Below are 20,681 nucleotides of genomic sequence, written 5' to 3'. Positions count from 1 at the left end.
CGCGGTCCGGACGGCCCGCGCGGATGGGGAGTCATGTCGCGAATCGCAGGACGCCGAGCCCCGTGGGGGTCGCGCATGCGCGCGCTCGCGGGCGCCCTCGTCATCGTGTTCGCGGCCACCGCGGGCGTGGTGGCGAACCCGATCGCCGCGACCGCCGCCGACTACCCCACGTGGGAGGAACTGCAGAAGGCGAAGGCGAACACGAAGGCCGCGGCGCAGGCCGTCGACGAGATCATCGGCCTGATCGCCGATCTCGAGGCGAACGTCGAGGCGGCCCGCGCCGAGGCGCAGCGGCGGACCGACGAGCTGATCGTGGCCCAACAGGAGTACGACGACGCCGTCCGGCGTGCCGACGAGATCCAGGCGCAGGCCGACGAGGCGAAGGCCGAGGCCGAGGAGGCGGAGAAGAACGCCGGGCAGCTCGCCGCGCAGCTCTACCGGACCGGCGGGTCCGACCTGGGCGTCAACCTGATGTTCGATGCGGGCGACGCCGCGCGCACCGACGAACTGCTCGCCAAGCTCGGCTCGATGGAGAAGCTGGTCGAGCGCACCGCGCAGATCTACGAGCAGGCGAAGGAGGCCGGCAACACCGCGCAGTCGCTCGCCGACCAGGCCGAGGTCGCCCGTGCCGAGCGCGAGAAGCTCCGCATCGCGGCCGAGCAGGCGCTCGCCGCCGCGCAGGCCGCGCAGGCCGCCGCCGAGGAAGCGCTCGCCGAGTCCGAGGCGAAGAAGATCGAGCTCGACCAGCAGCTCAAGTTCCTCAAGGACACGGAGGCGAAGACCGCGGCCGCCTACCAGGAGGGCGAGCGCAAGCGGAAGGAAGAGGAGGAGCGCCGGCGCCGTGCGGCGGCAGCCGCGGCGGCGGCAGCAGCTGCGGCGGCCGCAGCAGCAGCGGCCGCGGGGGGCGGCGGTGGTGGCGGCGGCGGCGGCCAGACTGTGTCCTCCGGTTGGTCCAAGCCCGCCTACGGCTGGATCTCGGGTGGGTACGGCCCGCGCCAGGTGATCTGCAGCGGCGGGTACTGCTCGAACTCGTTCCACTACGCGACCGACCTCGCGACCGGGTGCTCGGCGCCGATCTACGCGGCGAACTCGGGCACCGTGGTCTACGCGGGATGGTCGGGCAGCTACGGGAACTTCATCAAGATCGACCACGGCGGCGGCATCTCCACCGGCTACGCCCACATCCGCCCCGGCGGCCTGTTCGTCGGCTACGGCCAATGGGTGAACTCGGGCCAGGTGATCGCCTCGAGCGGCACGACGGGGGCGTCGACCGGCTGTCACCTGCACTTCGAGGTCTACAGCGGCTGGAGTCGGATCAACCCGGTCCCGTTCCTGGCCGCGCGCGGCATCTACCTCGGCTGACGCGGGCCCCGCGCCACGACGCGGGCGGACGCGACGAAGGGGGCGAGCCGCCGGGCTCGCCCCCTTCGTGCAGGCGGATGCCGCGGCATCCGCTCGGCCCGATCGCCGGGTGGTCTCAGTGACCCGGGTACGCCTCGATCGCCTTGGCGATGAGCGACTCGGCCTCGGCCGCGTTCGCCCAGCCCTCGGTCTTGACCCACTTGCCGGGCTCGAGGTCCTTGTAGTGCTCGAAGAAGTGCTCGATCTCCTTGCGCGTGTACTCGGGGATGTCGTCGACGTCCTGGATGTAGTCCCAGCGCGGGTCGCCCGCGGGCACCGCGAGGACCTTCGCGTCGCCGCCGCCGTCGTCGACCATGTTGAAGACGCCCACCGGGCGCACCTTCACGCCGACCCCCGGGAAGAGCGGGTACTGGGTGAGCACGAGCACGTCGAGCGGGTCGCCGTCGTCGCCGAGCGTGTTCTCGAAGAAGCCGTAGTCGGTCGGGTACACGAAGTTCGTGTAGAGCACGCGGTCGAGGAAGACCCGGCCGGTCTCGTGGTCGACCTCGTACTTGTTGCGGCTCCCCTTGGGGATCTCGATGACGGCGGCGTACTCGCCCATGTGCTCTCCTCGTTTCGGATGGTGGAGTCTGGAAGTCCTCGCGGGCCCTGACGGCCCCGGTGTCGACGCGCGCCCGATGGGCGCCGCTCGCGACGGAATAAGGTTACGTGATGCCCTCAGAGCGCCGTCCACGCCTGACGCCGGCGATCGCCGACGTGCGTCGCGCGGTGCGCGGAGCGCTCGCGCCGCGGGGTCTCGATACGCCGCGGGCGGCGACTCGACCACCGTTGCTGCTCGTCGCGCTCTCGGGCGGTCCCGATTCGCTGGCCCTCGCCGCGGGGGCAGCCTTCGAGGCGCCGAGGGCCGGATGGCGCGCCGGCGCGGTCGTCGTCGACCACGGGTTGCAGCCGGGCTCCGCCGAGATCGCGGATGCCGCGGCCGCCGTCGCCCGCGACCTCGGGCTCGATCCGGTGCTCGTCGAGCGGGTCGAGGCGGGTGCCGCACCCGGTGGTGCCGGTCCCGAGGGGGCCGCACGCGCCGCCCGGTACGCCGCACTGGACGCCGCCGCACGCGCGGCCGGGGCCGAGGTCGTGCTCCTCGGCCACACGCTCGACGACCAGGCCGAGACGGTGCTGCTCGGACTCGCGCGCGGGTCGGGGTCGGCGAGCCTCGGCGGCATGGCCGCCCGCTCGGGGCGCTACGCGCGGCCGCTCCTCGGCATCCGTCGCGCGACCACCCGGCAGGCGTGCCTCGACGCGGGCCTCGAACCGTGGGACGACCCGCACAACCGCGACCACGCGTACGCACGCGTCCGCGTGCGCGAGCACGTGCTGCCCGTGCTCGAGGCCGAGCTCGGACCGGGCGTCGCCGAGGCGCTCGCGCGCACCGCCGAGCAGCTCCGCGAGGACGAGCAGGCGTTCGCCGACCAGATCGACGAGTTCATCGAGGAGATCTGCGAGCCCGCCGAGGCCGGAATCGCGGTCTCGACGGCCGCGCTCGCCGCGAACCCGGCCGCGCTCCGGCAGCGCATCATCCGGCACGTCGTCGGCAGCGAGTTCGGGGTGTCGCTCAGTCGTGCCCAGACGCTCGAGGTGGCCCGGCTCGTGACCGACTGGCACGGGCAGGGGCCGATCGACCTGCCCCGCGGCATCCGTGCCACCCGTGCCGGCGCCCATCTCGTGCTCTCCACGACGGGGTCGACCGAACTCCTGCCGCACGATCACTGAGCCGCGGCGTAGGCTCGTGGCATCCGTTCGCCCAGACGCACGCAGGAGGAGCTCGGGATGGATTCGCGCGAGATCGAGGCCGACCTGACCGAAGTGCTCGTGACCGAGCAGCAGATCCGCGACAAGCTCGCCGAGCTCGCGCGCCGGATCGAGGCGGACTACGAGGGGAAGGACCTGCTCCTCGTCGGCGTGCTGAAGGGCGCGGTCATGGTGATGGCCGACCTCGCGCGCGAACTGCGACCGCACGTCACGATGGACTGGATGGCGGTCTCGTCGTACGGGGCCGGCACGCAGTCCTCGGGCGTCGTGAAGATCCTGAAGGACCTCGACTCCGACCTCTCGGGTCGGCACGTGCTCATCGTCGAGGACATCATCGACTCGGGCCTGACCCTCAGCTGGCTCCTCGGCAACCTCACGTCGCGCGGTGCCGCCTCGATCGAGATCTGCGCGCTGCTGCGCAAGCCGGATGCCGCGAAGGTCGAGATCGACGTGAAGTACCTCGGCTTCGACATCCCCAACCAGTTCGTCGTCGGCTACGGGCTCGACTTCGCCGAGCGCTACCGCAATCTGCGGGATGTCGCGATCCTCGCGCCCCACGTCTACAGCTGAGGCGCTGACCGGCCCGCCGACCGGAGTCGCCGATGGCTGAACGCGGACGCCGGACGAGGGTGCGGGATGCGGGCGCCGCGTTCGCGAGCAACTGGCGGAACCGCGACCTTCGTCGCGCGCAACTCAGCTTCCTCGGCGCGTGGACGGCGGAGTGGGCGTTCACGGTCGCCCTCGGGATCGTCGCGTATCGCGACGGCGGCGCCGCGGCCGTCGGGCTCGTCGGACTCCTGCGCATGCTGCCGTCCGCGCTCCTCGCACCGCTGCTCTCTCCGATCGCCGATCGCGGGCGCAGGGAGCGCGTGCTCATCCTCGTATCGGTCGTGCGCGGCGCCGCCACCGCGGCAGCGGGCGTCGTCGTCGCCGTCGCGGGGCCGGCGGCCGTCATCTACGCGCTCGCCGTCGTCTCGACGATCGCGGCGACGCTGTACCGTCCGGCCCACTCCGCGCTGCTGCCGTCGCTCTGCCGCACGGGCTACGAACTCGCGAGCGCCAACATGGTGCGTGGGCTGCTCGATTCGCTGGCGACGGTCGCGGGGCCGCTGCTGGCGGCGGTCCTCCTCCAGTTCACCGGGGTCGATGTCGTCTTCGCCGTCGCGGCCGCCGCATCGTTCGCGGCCGCCGCGCTGCTCGTCGGGTTGCGCTACGACGCCCCGCCGCGGCCGTCGGCGCCCGACCGACCGAACATCGGGCGGGAGGCCGTCGAGGGCCTCGGCGCGGTCGGTCGCGATCGGGACCTCGTCCTCATCCTCGGCCTCGCGGCCGCCCAATCCCTCACCCGAGGAGCCCTCACCGTGCTCTCCGTCGTGGTCGCGATCGAACTCATCGGCACCGGCGAACCCGGTGTCGGCGCGCTCATGACCGCCGTCGGAGTCGGGGCGGTGCTCGGCTCGCTGGGCGCCTCGCTGCTCATCGGCACGGGGCGACTCGGCGCCTGGTTCGCCGTCGGGGTGGCCCTCTGGGGCCTTCCGATCGCGCTCGTCGGCGTCTTCCCCCAACAGGCGGTCGCCCTCGTGCTGCTCTCGTTCGTCGGCATCGGCAACGCCCTCATCGACATCACGGGCTTCACGCTCATCGGCCGGATCGCGCCCGACGAGGTGCTCGCGCGCGTGTTCGGCGTGCTCGAGAGCACGGTCGCGATCTTCGTCGGCATCGGCGGCGTCGTCGCGTCGGCGCTGATCGGATGGTTCGGGATCCAACCGGCGCTCATCGCGATCGGACTCCTCTGCCCGGTGCTCGCGGCGGCCTCGTGGTGGCGTCTTCGGCGGCTCGACCGGATCGTGGCCGCCCTCGATCGCGAGATCGGGCTGCTGCGCCGCGTCGACATGCTGTGCATCCTGCCCCTGCCGTCCGTCGAGCAGCTCGCGCGGGGGCTCGAGGCCGTGTCCGTGCCATCCGGGGCCGTCGTGTTCGCGCAGGGCGACGTCGGCGACCGGTACTACGTCATCGAGGACGGCGAGGTCGACGTGGTCCACGACGGGCGCGTCGTCGCCGAGCTCGGCCCGGGCGAGGGCTTCGGCGAGATCGCGCTCATGCGGCCGACCGGGCGCATGGCGACCGTCGTCGCCCGGACCGACCTGAGACTGCAGGCGCTGACCTCGGACCGCTTCCTCCCCGTCGTGCTCGGCTACACGGCGAGCGCGGTCGAGGCCACGGCGACCGTCGACGGGATCATGGCGCAGTACGAGCCCGGGCAGACGCCGGGAAGCGAGCAGGCGTCGGAGGACTCGGACTGAGCATCGGCGCGCGGTGCACGCACGGTGGTGCGCGCGGTGCGCGCGCGGTGCGCGCCGACCGCTGACCGCTTTCAGCGAACAGGCAGCAGGTGTCCAGCGCCGCCGGGGTAGCCTGCTAGCACCATGAACATGAAGAAGCTCCTGCGCGGGCCGATCCTCTACATCGTGCTGGCCATCATCGCGGTGTGGATCGGATCCACCCTGATCACCCAGTCGGGGTTCCGCGAGGTCTCGACGCAGCAGGGGCTCGAGCTCCTGAACGACGGCAAGGTGTCGGCGGTGAAGATCGTCGACGTCGAGAACCGCGTCGACCTCACGCTCGCCGAGGCCGAGGAGGACCTCGGCACGCAGGTGCAGTTCTACTACGTCACGCCGCGCGGCGACGACGTCATCGCGGCGGTCGACGAGGCGAACCCGGCCGACGGCTTCGACGACGAGGTGCCGCAGCCGAACTGGTTCCTCTCCATGCTGGGCATCCTGCTGCCGCTCGTGCTCATCGGCCTCTTCTTCTGGATCATCCTCTCCGGCATGCAGGGCGGCGGCAATCGCGTCATGCAGTTCGGCAAGTCGAAGGCGAAGCTCGTCTCCAAGGAGAGCCCGAAGGTCACCTTCGACGATGTCGCCGGCGCCGAGGAGGCCATCGAGGAGCTCCACGAGATCAAGGAGTTCCTCAAGGAACCGGCCAAGTTCCAGGCCGTCGGCGCCCGCATCCCGAAGGGCGTGCTCCTGTACGGCCCTCCCGGCACCGGCAAGACGCTGCTCGCCCGCGCGGTCGCGGGTGAGGCGGGCGTGCCGTTCTACTCGATCTCCGGCTCCGACTTCGTCGAGATGTTCGTCGGCGTCGGCGCGAGCCGGGTGCGCGACCTCTTCGACCAGGCGAAGCAGAACGCGCCGGCCATCATCTTCGTCGACGAGATCGACGCGGTCGGCCGCCACCGCGGCGCCGGCCTCGGCGGCGGGCACGACGAGCGCGAGCAGACGCTGAACCAGTTGCTCGTCGAGATGGACGGCTTCGACCCCAAGACCAACGTGATCCTCATCGCGGCGACCAACCGTCCCGACATCCTCGACCCCGCGCTGCTGCGTCCGGGCCGCTTCGACCGCCAGATCGGCGTCGACGCGCCCGACCTCAAGGGCCGCCAGAAGATCCTCGAGGTGCACTCGAAGGGCAAGCCGCTCGCGAACGGCGTCGACCTCGAGGTGCTCGCACGCAAGACACCGGGCTTCACCGGTGCCGACCTCGCCAACGTGCTCAACGAGGCGGCGCTGCTCACCGCCCGGTCGAACGCGCAGCTCATCGACAACCGCGCGCTCGACGAGGCCGTCGACCGCGTCATCGCCGGCCCGCAGCGCCGCACGCGCGTGATGAAGGACAAGGAGAAGCTCATCACCGCCTACCACGAGGGCGGGCACGCCCTCGCCGCGGCGGCGATGAACCACACCGACCCCGTCACGAAGATCACGATCCTGCCGCGCGGCCGCGCCCTCGGCTACACGATGGTGCTGCCGCTGGAAGACAAGTACTCCGTCACGCGCAACGAGCTGCTCGACCAGCTCACCTACGCCATGGGCGGCCGCGTCGCGGAGGAGATCGTCTTCCACGACCCGTCGACCGGCGCATCCAACGACATCGAGAAGGCCACCGCCACGGCCCGCAAGATGGTCACCGAGTACGGCATGTCGGCGAACGTCGGCGCCGTGAAGCTCGGCCAGTCGCAGGGCGAGGTCTTCCTCGGCCGCGACATGGGCCACCAGCGCGACTACTCGGAGGAGATCGCGGAGAAGGTCGACGTGGAGGTGCGCACGCTCATCGAGCAGGCGCACGACGAGGCGTGGCAGGTGCTGAACGACAACCGCGACATCCTCGACAGGTTGGCCGCCGAGCTGCTCGAGCACGAGACGCTCGACCACCACCAGATCGCCGAGATCTTCAAGGACGTGCGGAAGCTGCCCGAGCGCCCGCTCTGGCTCTCGAGCGACAAGCGCCCCGTCTCCGATCGGCCGCCGATCCCGTTCCCCAGCCGCAAGGCGCCGATCGACCAGGGCGCCGTCGACGGCGGCGTCGACTCGGGCACGCCCGTCGAGGAGGCGAAGGCGTCCCGCACGCCGACCACGAAGCCGCGCCCCGCCACGGCGTGACCCGCGGCACGGGCGCAGAGGAGGGTGCCATGACGGGGGTGGACGCCGACCGCATCGAGCGCGCCGTGCGCGAGCTGCTCCTCGCCATCGGCGAGGACCCGGATCGCCCGGGCCTCGAGCGCACGCCGCAGCGCGTGGCCGAGGCCTACGCCGACTACTTCAGTGGTGTCGGTGCCGACCCGCTCGCGCACCTCGCCGACACGGTCGCCTCCGGCGACACCGCGGCGGGCGTCCCCGCGACCTCCGACGCGGTGGTGCTGCGCGACCTCGCCTTCCGGTCGGTCTGCGAGCACCACCTCCTGCCGTTCGTCGGGACCGCGCATGTGGCCTACCTCCCGGGCGAGCGACTCGTGGGCCTCGGCCGCATCCCCGCGGTGATCGACACGATCGCGAGCCGCCCCCAGCTCCAGGAGCGCATCGCCGAGGAGGTCGCCGACGCCCTCGTCGCCGGACTCGATCCGCGCGGCGTGCTCGTGGTGATCGACGCCGTGCACGGGTGCGTCACCGCCCGGGGCGCGCGGCAGGAACGCAGTTCGACGGTCACGATCGCCAGCCGCGGCGAACTCGCCGAGCCCGCCGCGCGGGCCGAGATCATCGCGCTGATCGGATCGGGGCGCGGTGCCTGACGCGACGCCGTCCGAGCCGATCGTCATGGGCGTGGTCAACGTCACCCCCGACTCCTTCAGCGACGGCGGACGATGGTTCGACGCGGATGCCGCGATCGAGCACGCCCTCGAACTCGTCGCCGACGGTGCCGACGTGCTCGACGTCGGCGGCGAGTCGACGCGGCCGGGGGCGGCCCGGGTCGACCCGGGCGAGGAACTGCGCCGGGTCGTCCCGGTCATCCGCGAGCTCGCCGGTCGCGGGCTGCGGGTGAGCGTCGACACGATGCGCGCGTCGACGGCCCTGGCGGCGGTCGAGGCCGGCGCCGAGATCATCAACGACGTCTCCGCCGGGCTCGCCGACGAGGCCATGGCCCGCATCGCCGCCGATTCCGGGGCGACCTACGTCGCGATGCACTGGCGGGGGCACTCCGACCGGATGGACGACCTCGCCGAGTACGACGACGTCGCGCGCGACGTGCGCGACGAACTCGCCCGACGGGTGGACGAACTCGTCGCGGCGGGTGTCTCCGCCGACCGGCTGATCCTCGATCCCGGCCTCGGCTTCTCCAAGCGGGGCGAGCAGAACTGGGCGCTCCTGGCCGACCTCGACGTGCTCGCGGGCCTCGGTCTGCCGATCCTCGTCGGCGCGTCGCGCAAGCGGTTCCTCGGCGCGCTGCTGCCCGAGGGGGCTCCGGTCGAGGACCGCGACCTCCCGACCGCGGTGGTGAGCGTGCTCTCGGCGCAGGCCGGGGCGTGGGGCGTCCGCGTCCACGACGTCGCGGGCACCCGTGTCGCGCTCGACGTCGTGCGCGCATGGCAGAGTGGACGACGTGGCCACCACTCGTGATCGGATCGCCGTCACCGGCATCCGCGTGCGCGCGCACCACGGCGTCTTCGACTTCGAACGCGAACAGGGGCAGGAGTTCGTGATCGACGTGTCCGTCGCCGTCGACCTCGCGTCCGCGGCATCCCGCGACGACCTCGCGCGAACCGTGCACTACGGCGAACTGGCCGTCGCGGTCGCGCGGGCGGTCGAACGCGACCCGGTCGACCTCATCGAGACGGTGGCCGAGCGAGTGGCCGACGTGGCGCTCGGGTTCGAGGGCGTCGAGGAGGCGACCGTGACCGTGCACAAGCCGCAGGCGCCCATCGAGGTGCCCTTCGACGACGTCGCCGTCACGATCGTGCGGAGCCGCCCGTGAGCCGGGCCGTGATCGCGTTCGGCGCCAACCTCGGCGACCGCGAGGCCACGATCGCCTCGGCCACGCGGGCGGTCGCCGACGCCGACGGCGTCGTGCTCGTGGCCGTCTCGCCGGTGTACGAGACCGCGGCCGTGCGCCTCGAGGGGGTCGACCCCGACGCCCCGCGGTACCTCAACGGGGTCATCGTCGTCGAGACCGACCTCGAGCCGCACGCGATCCTCGATCTGCTGCAGCGCGTCGAGGCCGAGCACGGCCGCACGCGCGAGACGCGGTGGGGCGACCGCACGCTCGACCTCGACCTCATCGACGTGCGCGGCGTGCGCATGGCCGACGAGCGGCTCGAACTGCCGCACCCGCGCGCGTGGGAGCGGGCCTTCGTGCTGCAGCCGTGGCTCGACGTCGAGCCCGACGCCGAGATCACCGGCCGCGGTCCGATCGCGGCGCTGCGCGCCGAGGCGACCGACGAGGTGGTGCGTCGGTGAAGCGCACGCACGCCTCGACCCTCGTCGCGTTCGCGGTCGTCGGCCTCGCCGTCGGCTACCTCGGCGAGCTCGCACTCGTGGCGGGTGGCGCGACGGCACTCGTGCCTCCGCTCTCGCTGGCCGTCACGCTCGTCGGCATCGGCGCGATCGTCGTGCTCGTGGCCTGGCCGATCCGGCAGGCCGTGCGCGGCGACCGGAGCCGCCGGGTCGATCCGTTCCGCGCCGCCCGCATCGCGGTGCTCGCCAAGGCGAGCAGCGTGACCGGCGCGCTCGTGCTCGGCGTCGGCATCGGCATCACGATCTTCCTGCTCACGCGGAGCGTCCTCCCGCCCGCCGGCACCATCTGGATGGGGCTCGCCACGGCGATCGGCGCCGCGCTGCTGCTCGCCGGCGGCCTCGTCGCCGAGCACTTCTGCACCCTTCCGCCCGACGACCCCGAAGAGGAGGGTTCGGCGCATGCCTGACCCCGATGACACCGCCTTCGACGCCCCGGTGCCGCTGCGAACTCCTGCGGCGCCCGAGGGCCAGTCGACGCCGAGCACACCCGAGGCGCCGAGCGCGCCCGAGGCGTCGGGTGCGCCCGCGGCATCCGATGCCCCCGCGCACGTCGACGACGACTGGCGCCGGGTGTCGCCGAAGCACGTCGTCGTCGAGGTCGTCGGCTCGGTGCTCGGCGCGGGCGTCATGGTCGCCGTGCTCCTCGTCGTCGGGTCGTGGTTCGAGCTGCCGTGGGCCACGTGGGGCGGCATCGCGATCGGCGTGATCGCGCTCGTCTCGATCGCCTTCGAGCCGCGCCGCGTGCGTTCGATCGGCTATCGCCGCCGGGCGGACGACCTCGTCTTCCGCCGCGGCATCATGTTCCAGCGTCAGGTCGCCGTCCCCTACGGGCGCATGCAGCTCGTCGACATCACGCGCGGGCCGGTGTCGCGTGCACTCGGGCTCGCCGACCTCAAGTTCGTGACCGCCGCCGCGTCGACCGCCGTGACCCTGCCCGGACTTCCGCTCGACGATGCCGAGCGGCTCCGCGACGAACTCGTCGCCCTCGCCGAGACCCGCCGGGCGGGCCTGTGACCGAGCCCCCCGTCCGCGCTCCGATCGGCCCGCTCGCCGACGGCGAGTGGCACCGGCTGCATCCGGCGAGTCCGCTGCTGCGCGGCGGCCTGGTGTTCCTCGCCGTGCTCGGCTTCGTGATCGCGAATCTCCGCGAACGCCTGGTCGAGGTGTTCGTGCTGCTGTTCGCGCCGGGCTCGGAACCGCCGGGGTCGACGGAGTTCGGCGGCGACTGGGGCGAGGACCCGATCACCGGCATCGTCACGCACGGCCTCGTCGGCTGGGCGCTGCTCGGCCTCGCGGTCCTCATCGTGCTCGTGGTCCTCGGCTTCTGGTTCGCGTGGCGGATGCACACCTTCCGGGTGACCGACGAGGCGCTCGAGGTGCGCAGCGGCATCCTCTTCCGTTCGCACCGGAGCGCACGGCTCGATCGGATCCAGGGCATCAACATCGCGCGGCCGGTCTTCGCACGCCTCTTCGGCGCCGCGAAGCTCGACGTCTCGGTGGCGGGCCAGTCGGGCAACGTCGACCTGTCCTACCTCGGCTCGGCGCAGGCCGACCGACTGCGGAGCGACCTGCTGCGGCTGGCGTCGGGCGCCCGACGCCACGAGGCCGTGGCGTCCGACGGCGTCGACGGCGTCGGTGCGGCGGATGCCGCCGGCGCGGCGCAGGTCGAACCCGGCGCGCCGTCGGTCGCGGGTCGCGCGAGCGCGCTCGTCGGCCGTCGCGTCGACGAGTTCCTCGCGCCCGAGCTCGATCCCGATCTCGCGCCGCCGGAATCCGTCGTGCGACTCCCGTTGCCTCGCGCGATCGCCTCCGCGATCCTCGGCGGATCGATGATCTGGCTCGTCGCGATCATCGTGATCATCGTGATCGCACTGTCGACCGGCACGCTCTGGATGCTGTTCACGTTCATCCCCGCGGCGATCGGCGTGGTGAGCTACCTGTGGTCGCGGATCACCGGGTCGCTCCGCTACTCGATCGCCGGCACGCGCGACGGCGTCCGCATCGGTTCCGGGCTGCTCTCGACCGCGAACCAGACCATCCCACCGGGGCGGGTGCACGCGATCGAGGCGTCGCAGTGGCTCCTCTGGCGCGCGTTCGGCTGGTGGACCGTGCGCGTCAACGTCGCCGGCCAGTCGGTCACGCAGGCGGGGGATGCCGCCCGTCGCACGCTCGTGCTCCCGGTCGGCACCGCCGACGACGTCCGGCGGGTGATCGGCCTGCTCACGCCCGACGCGTTCGACGAGCTCGTTCCGCTGCTCGACGCCGGCCTCGCCGGCACGGGTCCGGCGACGGGGTTCACCTCGGCCCCGAGACGCGCCGCCTGGATCCGGCCGCTCTCGTGGCGCCGGATCGGCATCGCGGTCGAGGGAGGCGCCGCCGTACTCCGCAGCGGCTGGCTGCTCCGCCGCCTGGTCGTCGTTCCGCTCGCGCGCATGCAGTCCGTCGCCGTGGCCGCCGGGCCGGTGCGACGCGGTCTCCGACTCGAGTCCGTGCGCATCCACACGGTGGCCGGACCGATCGCCCCCGAGGTTCCCGCACTCGATCGCGCGGACGCGACCGCCGCGTTCGCGACCATCGCCGCGGACGCCGTCGACCGGGCGCTCCGCGACCGGAGCGACCGCTGGGGGGTCGAGCATGCGTCCTGACCAGCGGGCCGGGCGCCTCGGCGTCGGCACGATCGGCGCGGGCCGCGTGGGCGCGGTGCTCGCCTCCGCGCTCGGCGGTGCGGGTCACGCGCTCACCGGCATCGCCGCGGTGTCCGACGCGAGTCGGGAACGGGTGGCGGCCATGCTCCCCGACGTACCGGTGCTCGCGCTGCCCGAGATCGTCGAGCGGAGCGAGCTGGTGCTGCTCGCGGTTCCCGGTGAGGAACTCCGCACGCTCGTCGAGGGGCTCGCGACCGCGGGCGCGTGGCGACCCGGGCAGCTCGTCGTGCACACCGCGCCGGCGCACGGGGTCGGGGTGCTCGAGCCCGCCATGCTGGCCGGCGCGATCCCGCTCGCCATCCACCCGGCCATGTCGTTCACCGGCACGAGCCTCGACCTCGGTCGGCTGGCCGGCACCTGGTTCGCCGTCACCGCGCCGGCGCCGGTCCTGCCGATCGCGCAGGCGCTCGTCGTCGAGATGGGCGGCGAACCGTTCGTCGTCGCCGAGGCGGACCGACCGGCCTACGCCGAGGCGATCGACACGGCCGTCTCGTTCTCGTCCGCGATCGTCGACCAGGCCACGGGCATCCTCGAGGGCATCGGGATGCCCCGGGCCGGCGCCGTGCTCGCACCGCTCGTGCGGAGTGCGGTCGAGAACGCCCTCGCCCGCCACGACCCGGGGCCGCTGATCGACGGGACGGCTACGATCGACGAGGCCGATGACGATCGGCCGTCGGGAGGTCGGGTGTGACGGGCGACGAGCAGGCGGCTCGCGGCGGCGGCGTCGCCGAGGCCGACGGACGCGGTGCCGGGGTCGGCCGGCCGGCCACGGCGCCTCGAGTGCACGGCACGATCGTCGGCATCCGCGACGCGGTGGCGGGGCTTCGCGCCACGGAACGCTCGGTCGCACTCGTCCCGACGATGGGCGCGCTCCACGACGGACACCTCGCGCTCGTGCGCCGGGCGCGAGAGATCGCCGACGCGGTCGTCGTGTCGATCTTCGTGAACCCGCTCCAGTTCGGCGCCGGCGAAGACCTCGATCGCTACCCGCGCACCTTCGACGCCGACCTCGCGGCGCTCGGTCGTGAGGGCGTCGACCTCGTCTTCGCGCCGACGGTCGACGAGATGTACCCCACCGGTGCCGTCGAGACCACCGTCGTCGCGGGCCACGTCGGCACGCTCTACGAGGGCGCCTCCCGTCCGGGTCACTTCGACGGCATGCTGACGGTCGTCGCGAAGCTCTTCCACATCGTGCAGCCCGACACGGCCGTGTTCGGCCAGAAGGACGCGCAGCAGGTCTTCCTCGTCCGCCGCATGGTGTCCGACCTGAACGCGCCGCTCGCGATCGAGGTGGTGCCGACGGTCCGCGAACCCGACGGGCTGGCGCTGTCGAGCCGCAACCGCTACTTGGACGCCGACGGTCGTCGCGCGGCCCTCGCCCTCTCGGAGTCGCTCGCGGCGGCCGAGTCCGCCGCGAGCGACGGCCTCGACGAGGTGCTCGCCGAGGCGGCCGCCGCCTTCGGCGACCACGACGGCATCGACCTCGACTACCTGGTCGTCGTCGACCCGGAGACCTTCCTGCCCGTCGACGAGGGTGCGAACGGTGCGGCCACCGTGCTCGTGGCGGCCCGAGTGGGCGGCACGCGACTGATCGACAACGCCGCCATCCGGCTCGGCTGAGCCGCGGCATCCGGCTGCCCTTCAGGTCGGCGACGCGCGGCGGGATACGCTGGTGGGTGGCATCCGCTCGGATGCGCACCCCACGGAACCCACCCCGACACCGGAGACGCCATGGCCGACGAGACCACGCACGAGCCGACCGCCGAGGAGATCTCGGAGCAGAAGGCCGTGCGACTGGCCAAGCGCGAGCGGCTCATCGCCGAGGCCGCCGACCTCGGCGACGGCGCGTACCCGGTCGCGGTGCCCGTGACCACGACGATCCCCGAGGTGCGCGCACGTTTCGTGGGCCTCGGCGTCGACGAGCGCAGCGGCGAGACGGTCGGCGTGTCCGGCCGGGTCGTGCACCTCCGCAACACGGGCAAGCTCTGCTTCGCGGCGCTGCAGTCGGGCGACGGCGGCCGGATCCAGGCCATGGTCTCGCTCGGCGAGGTCGGCGAGGAGGCGCTCGCCGCGTGGAAGGAGCTCGTCGACCTCGGCGACCACGTGTTCGTCGCGGGCGAGGTCATCACGAGCCGTCGCGGCGAGCTGTCGATCATGGCGACCGAGTGGCGGATGGCGGCGAAGGCCATCAACCCGCTGCCGAACCTGCACAACGAGCTCTCGGAGGAGACGCGGGTGCGCAGCCGCTACCTCGACCTCATCGCACGCGAGCAGGCCCGGCGCAACGTGATCGACCGGGCGACGGTGAACGCGAGCCTCCGCTCCACGTTCACGAGCCTCGGCTTCGTCGAGGTCGAGACGCCCATGCTGCAGGTCATGCACGGCGGTGCGTCCGCCCGGCCGTTCGTGACGCACTCGAACGCCTTCGACACCGAGCTCTACCTGCGCATCGCGCCCGAGCTGTACCTCAAGCGCGCCGTCGTCGGCGGCATCGAGCGCGTGTTCGAGATCAACCGCAACTTCCGCAACGAGGGGGCCGATTCGACGCACAGCCCCGAGTTCGCGATGCTCGAGGCGTACCAGGCGTACGGCGACTACAACTCGATCGCCGACCTCACGCAGAAGCTCATCCAGGACGCCGCGTTCGCGGTCGCGGGCTCGCACGTGGTCACGTGGGCCGACGGCACCGAGTACGACCTCGGCGGCGAGTGGGACCGGCTCTCGATGTACGGCTCGCTCTCCGCGGCGGTCGGCGAGGAGATCACCCCCGAGACCCCCGTGTCGCGGCTGAAGGAGCTCGCCGACGCGGTCGAGATCGAGGTCGACCACCCGCTGCCCGGCAAGTACGTCGAGGAGCTGTGGGAGCACCATGTGAAGTCCGGCCTCACCCGGCCCACGTTCGTCATGGACTTCCCGCTCGACACGTCGCCGCTCGTTCGCCAGCACCGCTCCATCCCCGGCGTCGTCGAGAAGTGGGACCTCTACGTCCGCGGCTTCGAGCTCGCCACGGGCTACTCCGAGCTCGTCGATCCCGTCGTGCAGCGCGAGCGGTTCGTCGAGCAGTCGCGCCTCGCCGCGGGCGGCGACCCCGAGGCGATGCGCCTCGACGAGGAGTTCCTCCGCGCGCTCGAGTTCGGCATGCCCCCGACCGGCGGCATGGGCATGGGCATCGACCGCCTGCTCATGGCGGTCACGGGCCTCGGCATCCGCGAGACGATCCTGTTCCCCCTGGTCAAGTGACCGGTGATCGAGTAGCGAAGCGTATCGAGATCAGGAGCCTCCGATGAACGACTACCTTCCGAAGGGCGAACTCGAACCCGAGCGCGACCCGAAGCAGCCCTCCTTCGCCCGGATCGCGATCTGGGTGATCGTCGGTGCCGTCGGCCTCTACCTGCTCGGTTCCGGCGTCTGGGGCATCCTCACCGCCGGCTGAGGATTCCGCGGGTATTCTGGAACGGCTATGGACGACTTCTGGCTGAACGCGATCTGGTCGCTCGCACCGACCGTGCTGATCGGACTCATCTTCTGGTTCGTGATGCGCTCGCTGCTGCGAGCCGACCGGACGGAGCGCGACGCGTACGCCAAGATCGAGGCGGAAGAGCGCGCGAAGCGCGCTGAGCAGCACCACCGAGCCGCGTAGCCCGGCATGACGTCGGCGCAGGTCACGGCGATCATCGCCATCTTGGTGCTCGTCGTCGACATCGTCGTGCGCGTCATCGCGATCATCGTCGTCCCCCGGAACCGCCGGCCCACGGCGGGCATGGCGTGGCTGCTCGCGATCTTCTTCATCCCGTACCTCGGGGTCCTCTTCTTCCTGCTGATCGGCAATCCGAAGCTCCCGAAGGCGCGTCGCGCGAAGCAGGCCGAGGTCGACCGGTTCATCCGGGAGAGCACCCACGGCGTCGAGCAGGCCAGCGACCACAGCGAGTGGCCCGACTGGTTCGAGGGCGTCGTACGGCTCAATCGCAACCTCGGCGCGATGCCGCTCATCGGCCACAACAGCGCACGGCTCATCGGCGACTACGAGGCATCGCTCGACGCGATGGCCGACGCGATCTCCGGCGCGACCCGCTACGTGCACGTCGAGTTCTACATCTTCGCCTACGACGCGACGACGGCCCGGTTCTTCGATGCGCTCGGCGACGCCGTCCGACGGGGCGTCGAGGTGCGCGTCCTTCTCGACCACATCGCCTCGCGGCGCTCGAAGGGGTACCGGCGCACCATCCGCCGACTCACGAGCATGGGCGTGGACTGGCGGCTGATGCTGCCCGTGCAGCCGCTCCGCGGCAAGTACCAGCGTCCCGATCTCAGGAACCACCGGAAGATCCTCGTGGTCGACGGCGAGGTCGCGTACATGGGCTCGCAGAACATCATCGACCGCAGCTACAACAAGCGCGGCAACATCCGCCGCGGCCTGAAGTGGCAGGAACTCGTCGCCGAACTCGAGGGCCCGATCGTCTCGGGCCTCGACGCCATCTTCGCGACCGACTGGTACCTCGAGACCGGTGAGGCGCCGTCGCGCGAGGAGCTCCTCCCGTTCGCGCAGCCGCCGGCCGAGCAGAACCTCGACTGCCAGGTCGTGCCGAGCGGGCCGGGGTACCAGAACGAGAACAACCTGAAGCTCTTCCTCGCGCTGCTCTACGCCGCGCGCGAGAAGATCATCATCACGAGCCCGTACTTCGTGCCCGACGAGGCCATGCTCCGCGCGATCAGCGGGGCCACGCAACGCGGCGTGCACGTCGAGCTCTTCGTGTCGGAGATCGGCGACCAGGCGCTCGTCTACCACGCGCAGCGCTCGTACTACGAGGCGCTGCTCCGCGCGGGCGTCCGGATCTACATGTACCGCGCGCCGTTCATCCTGCACGCCAAGCACTTCACGATCGACGACGACGTGGCGGTCATCGGGTCGAGCAACATGGACATCCGTTCGTTCGAGCTCAACATGGAGGTCTCGCTGCTGGTCCGCGGCGCATCCTTCGTCCGCGAGATGCGGGCCGTGGAGGACGGCTACCGGCGCGACAGCCGTGAGCTCACCCTCGAGGAGTGGATGCGTCAGCCGCTCCGCTCGACCGTGCTCGACAATCTCGCGCGGCTCACCTCCGCCCTGCAGTAGCACGGGAACGCGCAGCATTCTTCACACGAACGCAACGAATCGCTCTGGTTCGTCCATGCGTTCGCATGCAAGGCTGACTGGTACCGCTTTCCAGCGCACGATTCCACCGGGAACCGTGCGCGGTTCGTTCCGCGACGGCGAGACCCGCCGACCCGTGTGCGGCGAGCCGGTCCCGATCCGAGTCCGCAACCCTACGGAGCACCATGTCGATGCAACGCACTCTTGCGGGCGCGGGCGTCACGGCCGTCCTGGCCGCGACGCTCGTCGCCGGTTCCACCCCCGCGATCGCCCTCGAGGGCGATCCGGCCGTCCCGATCGTCACCCCCGTCTCGCCGCTCGTCGCACCGCCGACGAGCTACCCGTCCCAGCCCGAACTCGCGACCGTCGCCGACGACCCGACCGATGCGTCGATCAACCGCGGCGTCATCCCCTACGACGAGATCGCACCGCTCCTCAACAGCCTGACCGCCGTGAGCGACCGGATCTCGGTGCAGGTCGTCGGCCAGTCGGCGCTCGGCCGCGACATCCACCTGGTCACGCTGACGGCCCCCGAGAACCCGGGCGAGACCAAGCGTCAGGCGAACTTCCGCGACATGATCAAGCACAACCCCGCGGCGGCCGCGAAGAACGCGTCGCTGATGAAGAACTACAAGGTGCCGATCTGGTTCAACGCGAACATCCACGGCAACGAGTGGGAGGGCACCGACGCGGTGCTCGACTACATCGAGCACCTCGCCACCGCGCCCTACGCCGAGGTGGCGGACGTGCTCGAGCACAACCGCCTCTACTTCACGGTGACGAACAACCCCGACGGCCGCGCGCTCGGACAGCGCGCGACCGCCGACGGCTTCGACGCCAACCGCGACATGATCACGGGCGCGACGAGCGAGGCCCGCATCATCCGCGACCTCTCGGGGGTAATCCAGCCGACGTTCTACATCGACCTGCACGGGTACACGAGCGTGCTGCAGGTCGAGCCCTGCGGCCCGCCCCACGGTGAGAACTACGAGTACGACCTGTTCCTCCCGCACGCGTACGCCGCCGCGCTCGAGATCGAGGAGGCGGTGACCGCGGCCGACATCCCCGGCAACACCTACCTCGACCGCACCACGAACCGCGTCACGACCGAGAACACGGGCAACATCCGGATCCCGTACCGCGACATCCGGGCCGGATGGGACGACTGGCCCCCCATCTTCACGCCGCAGTACGTGGCCTACCAGGGCGCGATCACCAACACGGTCGAGCTGCCGCTCGGTCGCGTGAATCCGCCCACCGACCCGAGGAACGCGGCGAACTCGGCCGTGAACATCGAGGTCGCTGGCGTCGTGATCGACACCTCGGTCGACTACGTGATCGAGAACGCCGACGCGCTGCTGTCGAACCAGATCGAGATCTTCCGTCGGGGCCTCGCGGGTGAGCCGCTCGTCGAGATCCCCGCCGACGTCGACCCGGCCGAGGTGGTCGAGCCCAGCCAGTGGGCGGAGATCTGGGACGAGACCGACGTCTACACGGCCGAGTTCCCGCGGGCGTACGTGATCCCCGCCGGTGAGGCGCAGCGTTCGGCGACGGATGCCGCGAACCTCGTCGACCAGCTCATCGCGAACGGCGTCGAGGTGCAGCGGGCGTCCGCGGCGTTCAGCGCGGGCGGCACGACCTACGAGGCCGGTTCGTACGTCATCGACATGCACCAGCCGCTGCGCGGCATGGCGAACGTGCTGCTCGCAGACGGCTCGGACATCTCGGAGCGCGTGCCCGATATGTACGACATCTCGGCGTGGAGTCTCGCGCTGCTGTGGGGCGCGGACGTCGACGCGGTCGGCTCGACGGGCGACCCGGCGCTGAAGGCCAAGCTGAAGGACGTCGCCGAGGCGGCACCGACCGGTTCGGTGCCCGCCGACGGCGCCTACCTCGAGCTCGCCACGTCGGGCGTCGCCGAGTACCAGGCGGTCAACGCGCTCCTCGAGTCGGGCGTCCCGGTGTCGGCCTTCGCCGACGGCTCGGTCGTGATCGAGGCGGATGGCGCGGGGCGGGCCGCCGCCGCCGAGGTCGCCGAGCTCTACGGCGTCGCGTTCACGGCGTCCGACGGCTCCCGCCTGACCACCGAGGAGAGCACCGGGCTCGACGACCTCACGGTCGCTTACTCCGGTGGCGGCGAGGAGCTGCAGACGCTGCGCAAGCTCGGGTTCGACGACCCCGTCGCGATCTCGTCGGCGTCGCTGACGAACGGCACGGCCACGCTCGACGGCGTCGATGTGGTCTGGATCGGCGGAACGCTCAACTTCTCGTCGTCGCAGGCCGCGGGTCGCGCCGAGATGGAGGAGTACCTGGCCGCGGGAGGCGGCGTCGTCGGCGAGGGCACGGCGATCGCGAGCTTCGCGAACGCGTTCGGCCTCGTGACCTCGACCGCGGCCTCGGGCACGAGCGGGTCGAACGGCATCGTGTCGGTCGAGCCCGTCGAGGGCGGACTGCTCGGCACGTACCCGCAGGACACCGCGTTCGTCTACCCGGCGGTCTGGTTCTCGAACCTCGGCGCGAACGCCGTGGTCGAGCAGACGTATGCGGCGGACCCGTTCATCTCGGGCCACTGGCGCGACTCCGCCGGCCGTTCGTCGACGGACGCCGCCGGGCAGGCGTCGGCGGTGTCCGCCGAGACGGAGGCGGGCAACCGGGTCCTGATGTTCGGCACGTCGATGAACTTCCGGACCCACCCGGTCGGGCAGTTCGGCCAGATCGCACGCGGGCTCTTCTGGGCCGGCTCGGAGGGGGCGGGGGTGCCCGCTCCGTAGTCGGCGAATGGTACGGCACGGCGCCGGTCGGGACGGGGTCCCGGCCGGCGCCGTCGCGTGTCCGGCCAGCCGAGCTTGTCTGCGTTTCTGTGGGAAATTCTGCGAATTGCTTGCTTTG

Annotated in this window: 20 protein-coding genes; 19 read left to right on the top strand and 1 reads right to left on the bottom strand. The window is 71.8% G+C overall.

From position 1 onward, the window contains the following. Positions 1-33: 33 nt before the first annotated feature. Positions 34-1,362 carry a M23 family metallopeptidase gene (locus ACIQH8_RS06885; RefSeq protein ID WP_400996380.1) on the top strand — a complete coding sequence of 443 codons (1,329 nt, stop codon included), beginning with the start codon at positions 34-36 and terminating at the stop codon, positions 1,360-1,362. A 115-nt stretch (positions 1,363-1,477) separates the two neighbouring features. Here the strand turns inward: ACIQH8_RS06885 and ppa are convergent, their stop codons facing one another. Further along, complete coding sequence (gene ppa / locus ACIQH8_RS06880; protein WP_400996377.1) at positions 1,478-1,963, bottom strand: inorganic diphosphatase; 486 nt, start codon at positions 1,961-1,963, stop codon at positions 1,478-1,480. A gap of 110 nt (positions 1,964-2,073) precedes the next feature. Here ppa and tilS point away from each other — a divergent pair, with 110 nt between their 5' ends. The 18 genes from tilS to ACIQH8_RS06790 all read left to right on the top strand — a co-directional run bounded on the left by tilS (position 2,074) and on the right by ACIQH8_RS06790 (position 20,563). Beyond that, entirely contained in the window at positions 2,074-3,129 is a 1,056-nt protein-coding gene (gene tilS, locus ACIQH8_RS06875; protein WP_400996374.1) for a tRNA lysidine(34) synthetase TilS, read from the top strand. Positions 3,130-3,186: 57 nt separating this feature from the next. Then, positions 3,187-3,738, top strand: a complete 552-nt coding sequence (gene hpt / locus ACIQH8_RS06870; RefSeq protein WP_400996371.1) for a hypoxanthine phosphoribosyltransferase — start codon at positions 3,187-3,189, stop codon at positions 3,736-3,738. Between the two features lie 32 nt (positions 3,739-3,770). Beyond that, entirely contained in the window at positions 3,771-5,471 is a 1,701-nt protein-coding gene (locus ACIQH8_RS06865) for an MFS transporter (protein ID WP_400996369.1), read from the top strand. A 123-nt stretch (positions 5,472-5,594) separates the two neighbouring features. Beyond that, on the top strand, positions 5,595-7,610 hold the full coding sequence (ftsH, locus tag ACIQH8_RS06860; RefSeq protein ID WP_400996367.1) for an ATP-dependent zinc metalloprotease FtsH: 2,016 nt from the start codon (positions 5,595-5,597) through the stop codon (positions 7,608-7,610). 29 nt (positions 7,611-7,639) lie between these two features. Further along, entirely contained in the window at positions 7,640-8,236 is a 597-nt protein-coding gene (folE, locus tag ACIQH8_RS06855) for a GTP cyclohydrolase I (RefSeq protein WP_400996364.1), read from the top strand. Positions 8,237-8,261: 25 nt separating this feature from the next. After that, positions 8,262-9,062, top strand: a complete 801-nt coding sequence (gene folP / locus ACIQH8_RS06850; protein ID WP_400997880.1) for a dihydropteroate synthase — start codon at positions 8,262-8,264, stop codon at positions 9,060-9,062. Continuing rightward, positions 9,046-9,417 carry a dihydroneopterin aldolase gene (gene folB / locus ACIQH8_RS06845; protein ID WP_400996362.1) on the top strand — a complete coding sequence of 124 codons (372 nt, stop codon included), beginning with the start codon at positions 9,046-9,048 and terminating at the stop codon, positions 9,415-9,417. The genes folP and folB overlap by 17 nt, the downstream gene beginning before the upstream one ends. Next, positions 9,414-9,899 (top strand): 2-amino-4-hydroxy-6-hydroxymethyldihydropteridine diphosphokinase, encoded by a 486-nt coding sequence (gene folK / locus ACIQH8_RS06840; protein ID WP_400996360.1) that lies wholly within the window; start codon positions 9,414-9,416, stop codon positions 9,897-9,899. The genes folB and folK overlap by 4 nt, the downstream gene beginning before the upstream one ends. Beyond that, positions 9,896-10,363 carry a DUF3180 domain-containing protein gene (locus ACIQH8_RS06835; protein WP_400996358.1) on the top strand — a complete coding sequence of 156 codons (468 nt, stop codon included), beginning with the start codon at positions 9,896-9,898 and terminating at the stop codon, positions 10,361-10,363. The genes folK and ACIQH8_RS06835 overlap by 4 nt, the downstream gene beginning before the upstream one ends. Continuing rightward, on the top strand, positions 10,356-10,970 hold the full coding sequence (locus tag ACIQH8_RS06830) for a PH domain-containing protein (RefSeq protein WP_400996355.1): 615 nt from the start codon (positions 10,356-10,358) through the stop codon (positions 10,968-10,970). The genes ACIQH8_RS06835 and ACIQH8_RS06830 overlap by 8 nt, the downstream gene beginning before the upstream one ends. After that, positions 10,967-12,601 carry a PH domain-containing protein gene (locus ACIQH8_RS06825; RefSeq protein WP_400996352.1) on the top strand — a complete coding sequence of 545 codons (1,635 nt, stop codon included), beginning with the start codon at positions 10,967-10,969 and terminating at the stop codon, positions 12,599-12,601. Before ACIQH8_RS06830 ends, ACIQH8_RS06825 begins: the two co-directional genes overlap by 4 nt. After that, a complete protein-coding gene (locus ACIQH8_RS06820; RefSeq protein WP_400996350.1) occupies positions 12,591-13,352 on the top strand; it encodes a Rossmann-like and DUF2520 domain-containing protein in 762 nt (253 codons plus the stop codon). Before ACIQH8_RS06825 ends, ACIQH8_RS06820 begins: the two co-directional genes overlap by 11 nt. 101 nt (positions 13,353-13,453) lie before the next feature. Then, the gene (gene panC / locus ACIQH8_RS06815) at positions 13,454-14,281 is read left to right on the top strand and encodes a pantoate--beta-alanine ligase (protein ID WP_400997877.1); all 828 of its coding nucleotides are present in this window, start codon (positions 13,454-13,456) and stop codon (positions 14,279-14,281) included. 111 nt (positions 14,282-14,392) lie between these two features. Further along, the gene (lysS, locus tag ACIQH8_RS06810; RefSeq protein WP_400996348.1) at positions 14,393-15,901 is read left to right on the top strand and encodes a lysine--tRNA ligase; all 1,509 of its coding nucleotides are present in this window, start codon (positions 14,393-14,395) and stop codon (positions 15,899-15,901) included. A 43-nt stretch (positions 15,902-15,944) separates the two neighbouring features. Beyond that, complete coding sequence (locus tag ACIQH8_RS06805) at positions 15,945-16,094, top strand: hypothetical protein (RefSeq protein WP_400996346.1); 150 nt, start codon at positions 15,945-15,947, stop codon at positions 16,092-16,094. 27 nt (positions 16,095-16,121) lie between these two features. After that, positions 16,122-16,301: a hypothetical protein gene (locus ACIQH8_RS06800; protein WP_400996344.1), complete on the top strand. Its 180-nt coding sequence runs from the start codon at positions 16,122-16,124 to the stop codon at positions 16,299-16,301. Between the two features lie 6 nt (positions 16,302-16,307). Then, positions 16,308-17,774 carry a cardiolipin synthase gene (cls, locus tag ACIQH8_RS06795; RefSeq protein WP_400996342.1) on the top strand — a complete coding sequence of 489 codons (1,467 nt, stop codon included), beginning with the start codon at positions 16,308-16,310 and terminating at the stop codon, positions 17,772-17,774. Between the two features lie 209 nt (positions 17,775-17,983). Next, on the top strand, positions 17,984-20,563 hold the full coding sequence (locus tag ACIQH8_RS06790) for a M14 family zinc carboxypeptidase (RefSeq protein ID WP_400996339.1): 2,580 nt from the start codon (positions 17,984-17,986) through the stop codon (positions 20,561-20,563). The last annotated feature ends 118 nt before the right edge of the window (positions 20,564-20,681 follow it).

It is taken from the genome of Agromyces sp. GXQ0307, from assembly GCF_044769845.1.
Classification (GTDB): domain Bacteria; phylum Actinomycetota; class Actinomycetes; order Actinomycetales; family Microbacteriaceae; genus Agromyces.
The sequence above is the reverse complement of the archived record's forward strand: the minus strand, read 5'-3'. Positions and strand labels throughout refer to the sequence as shown.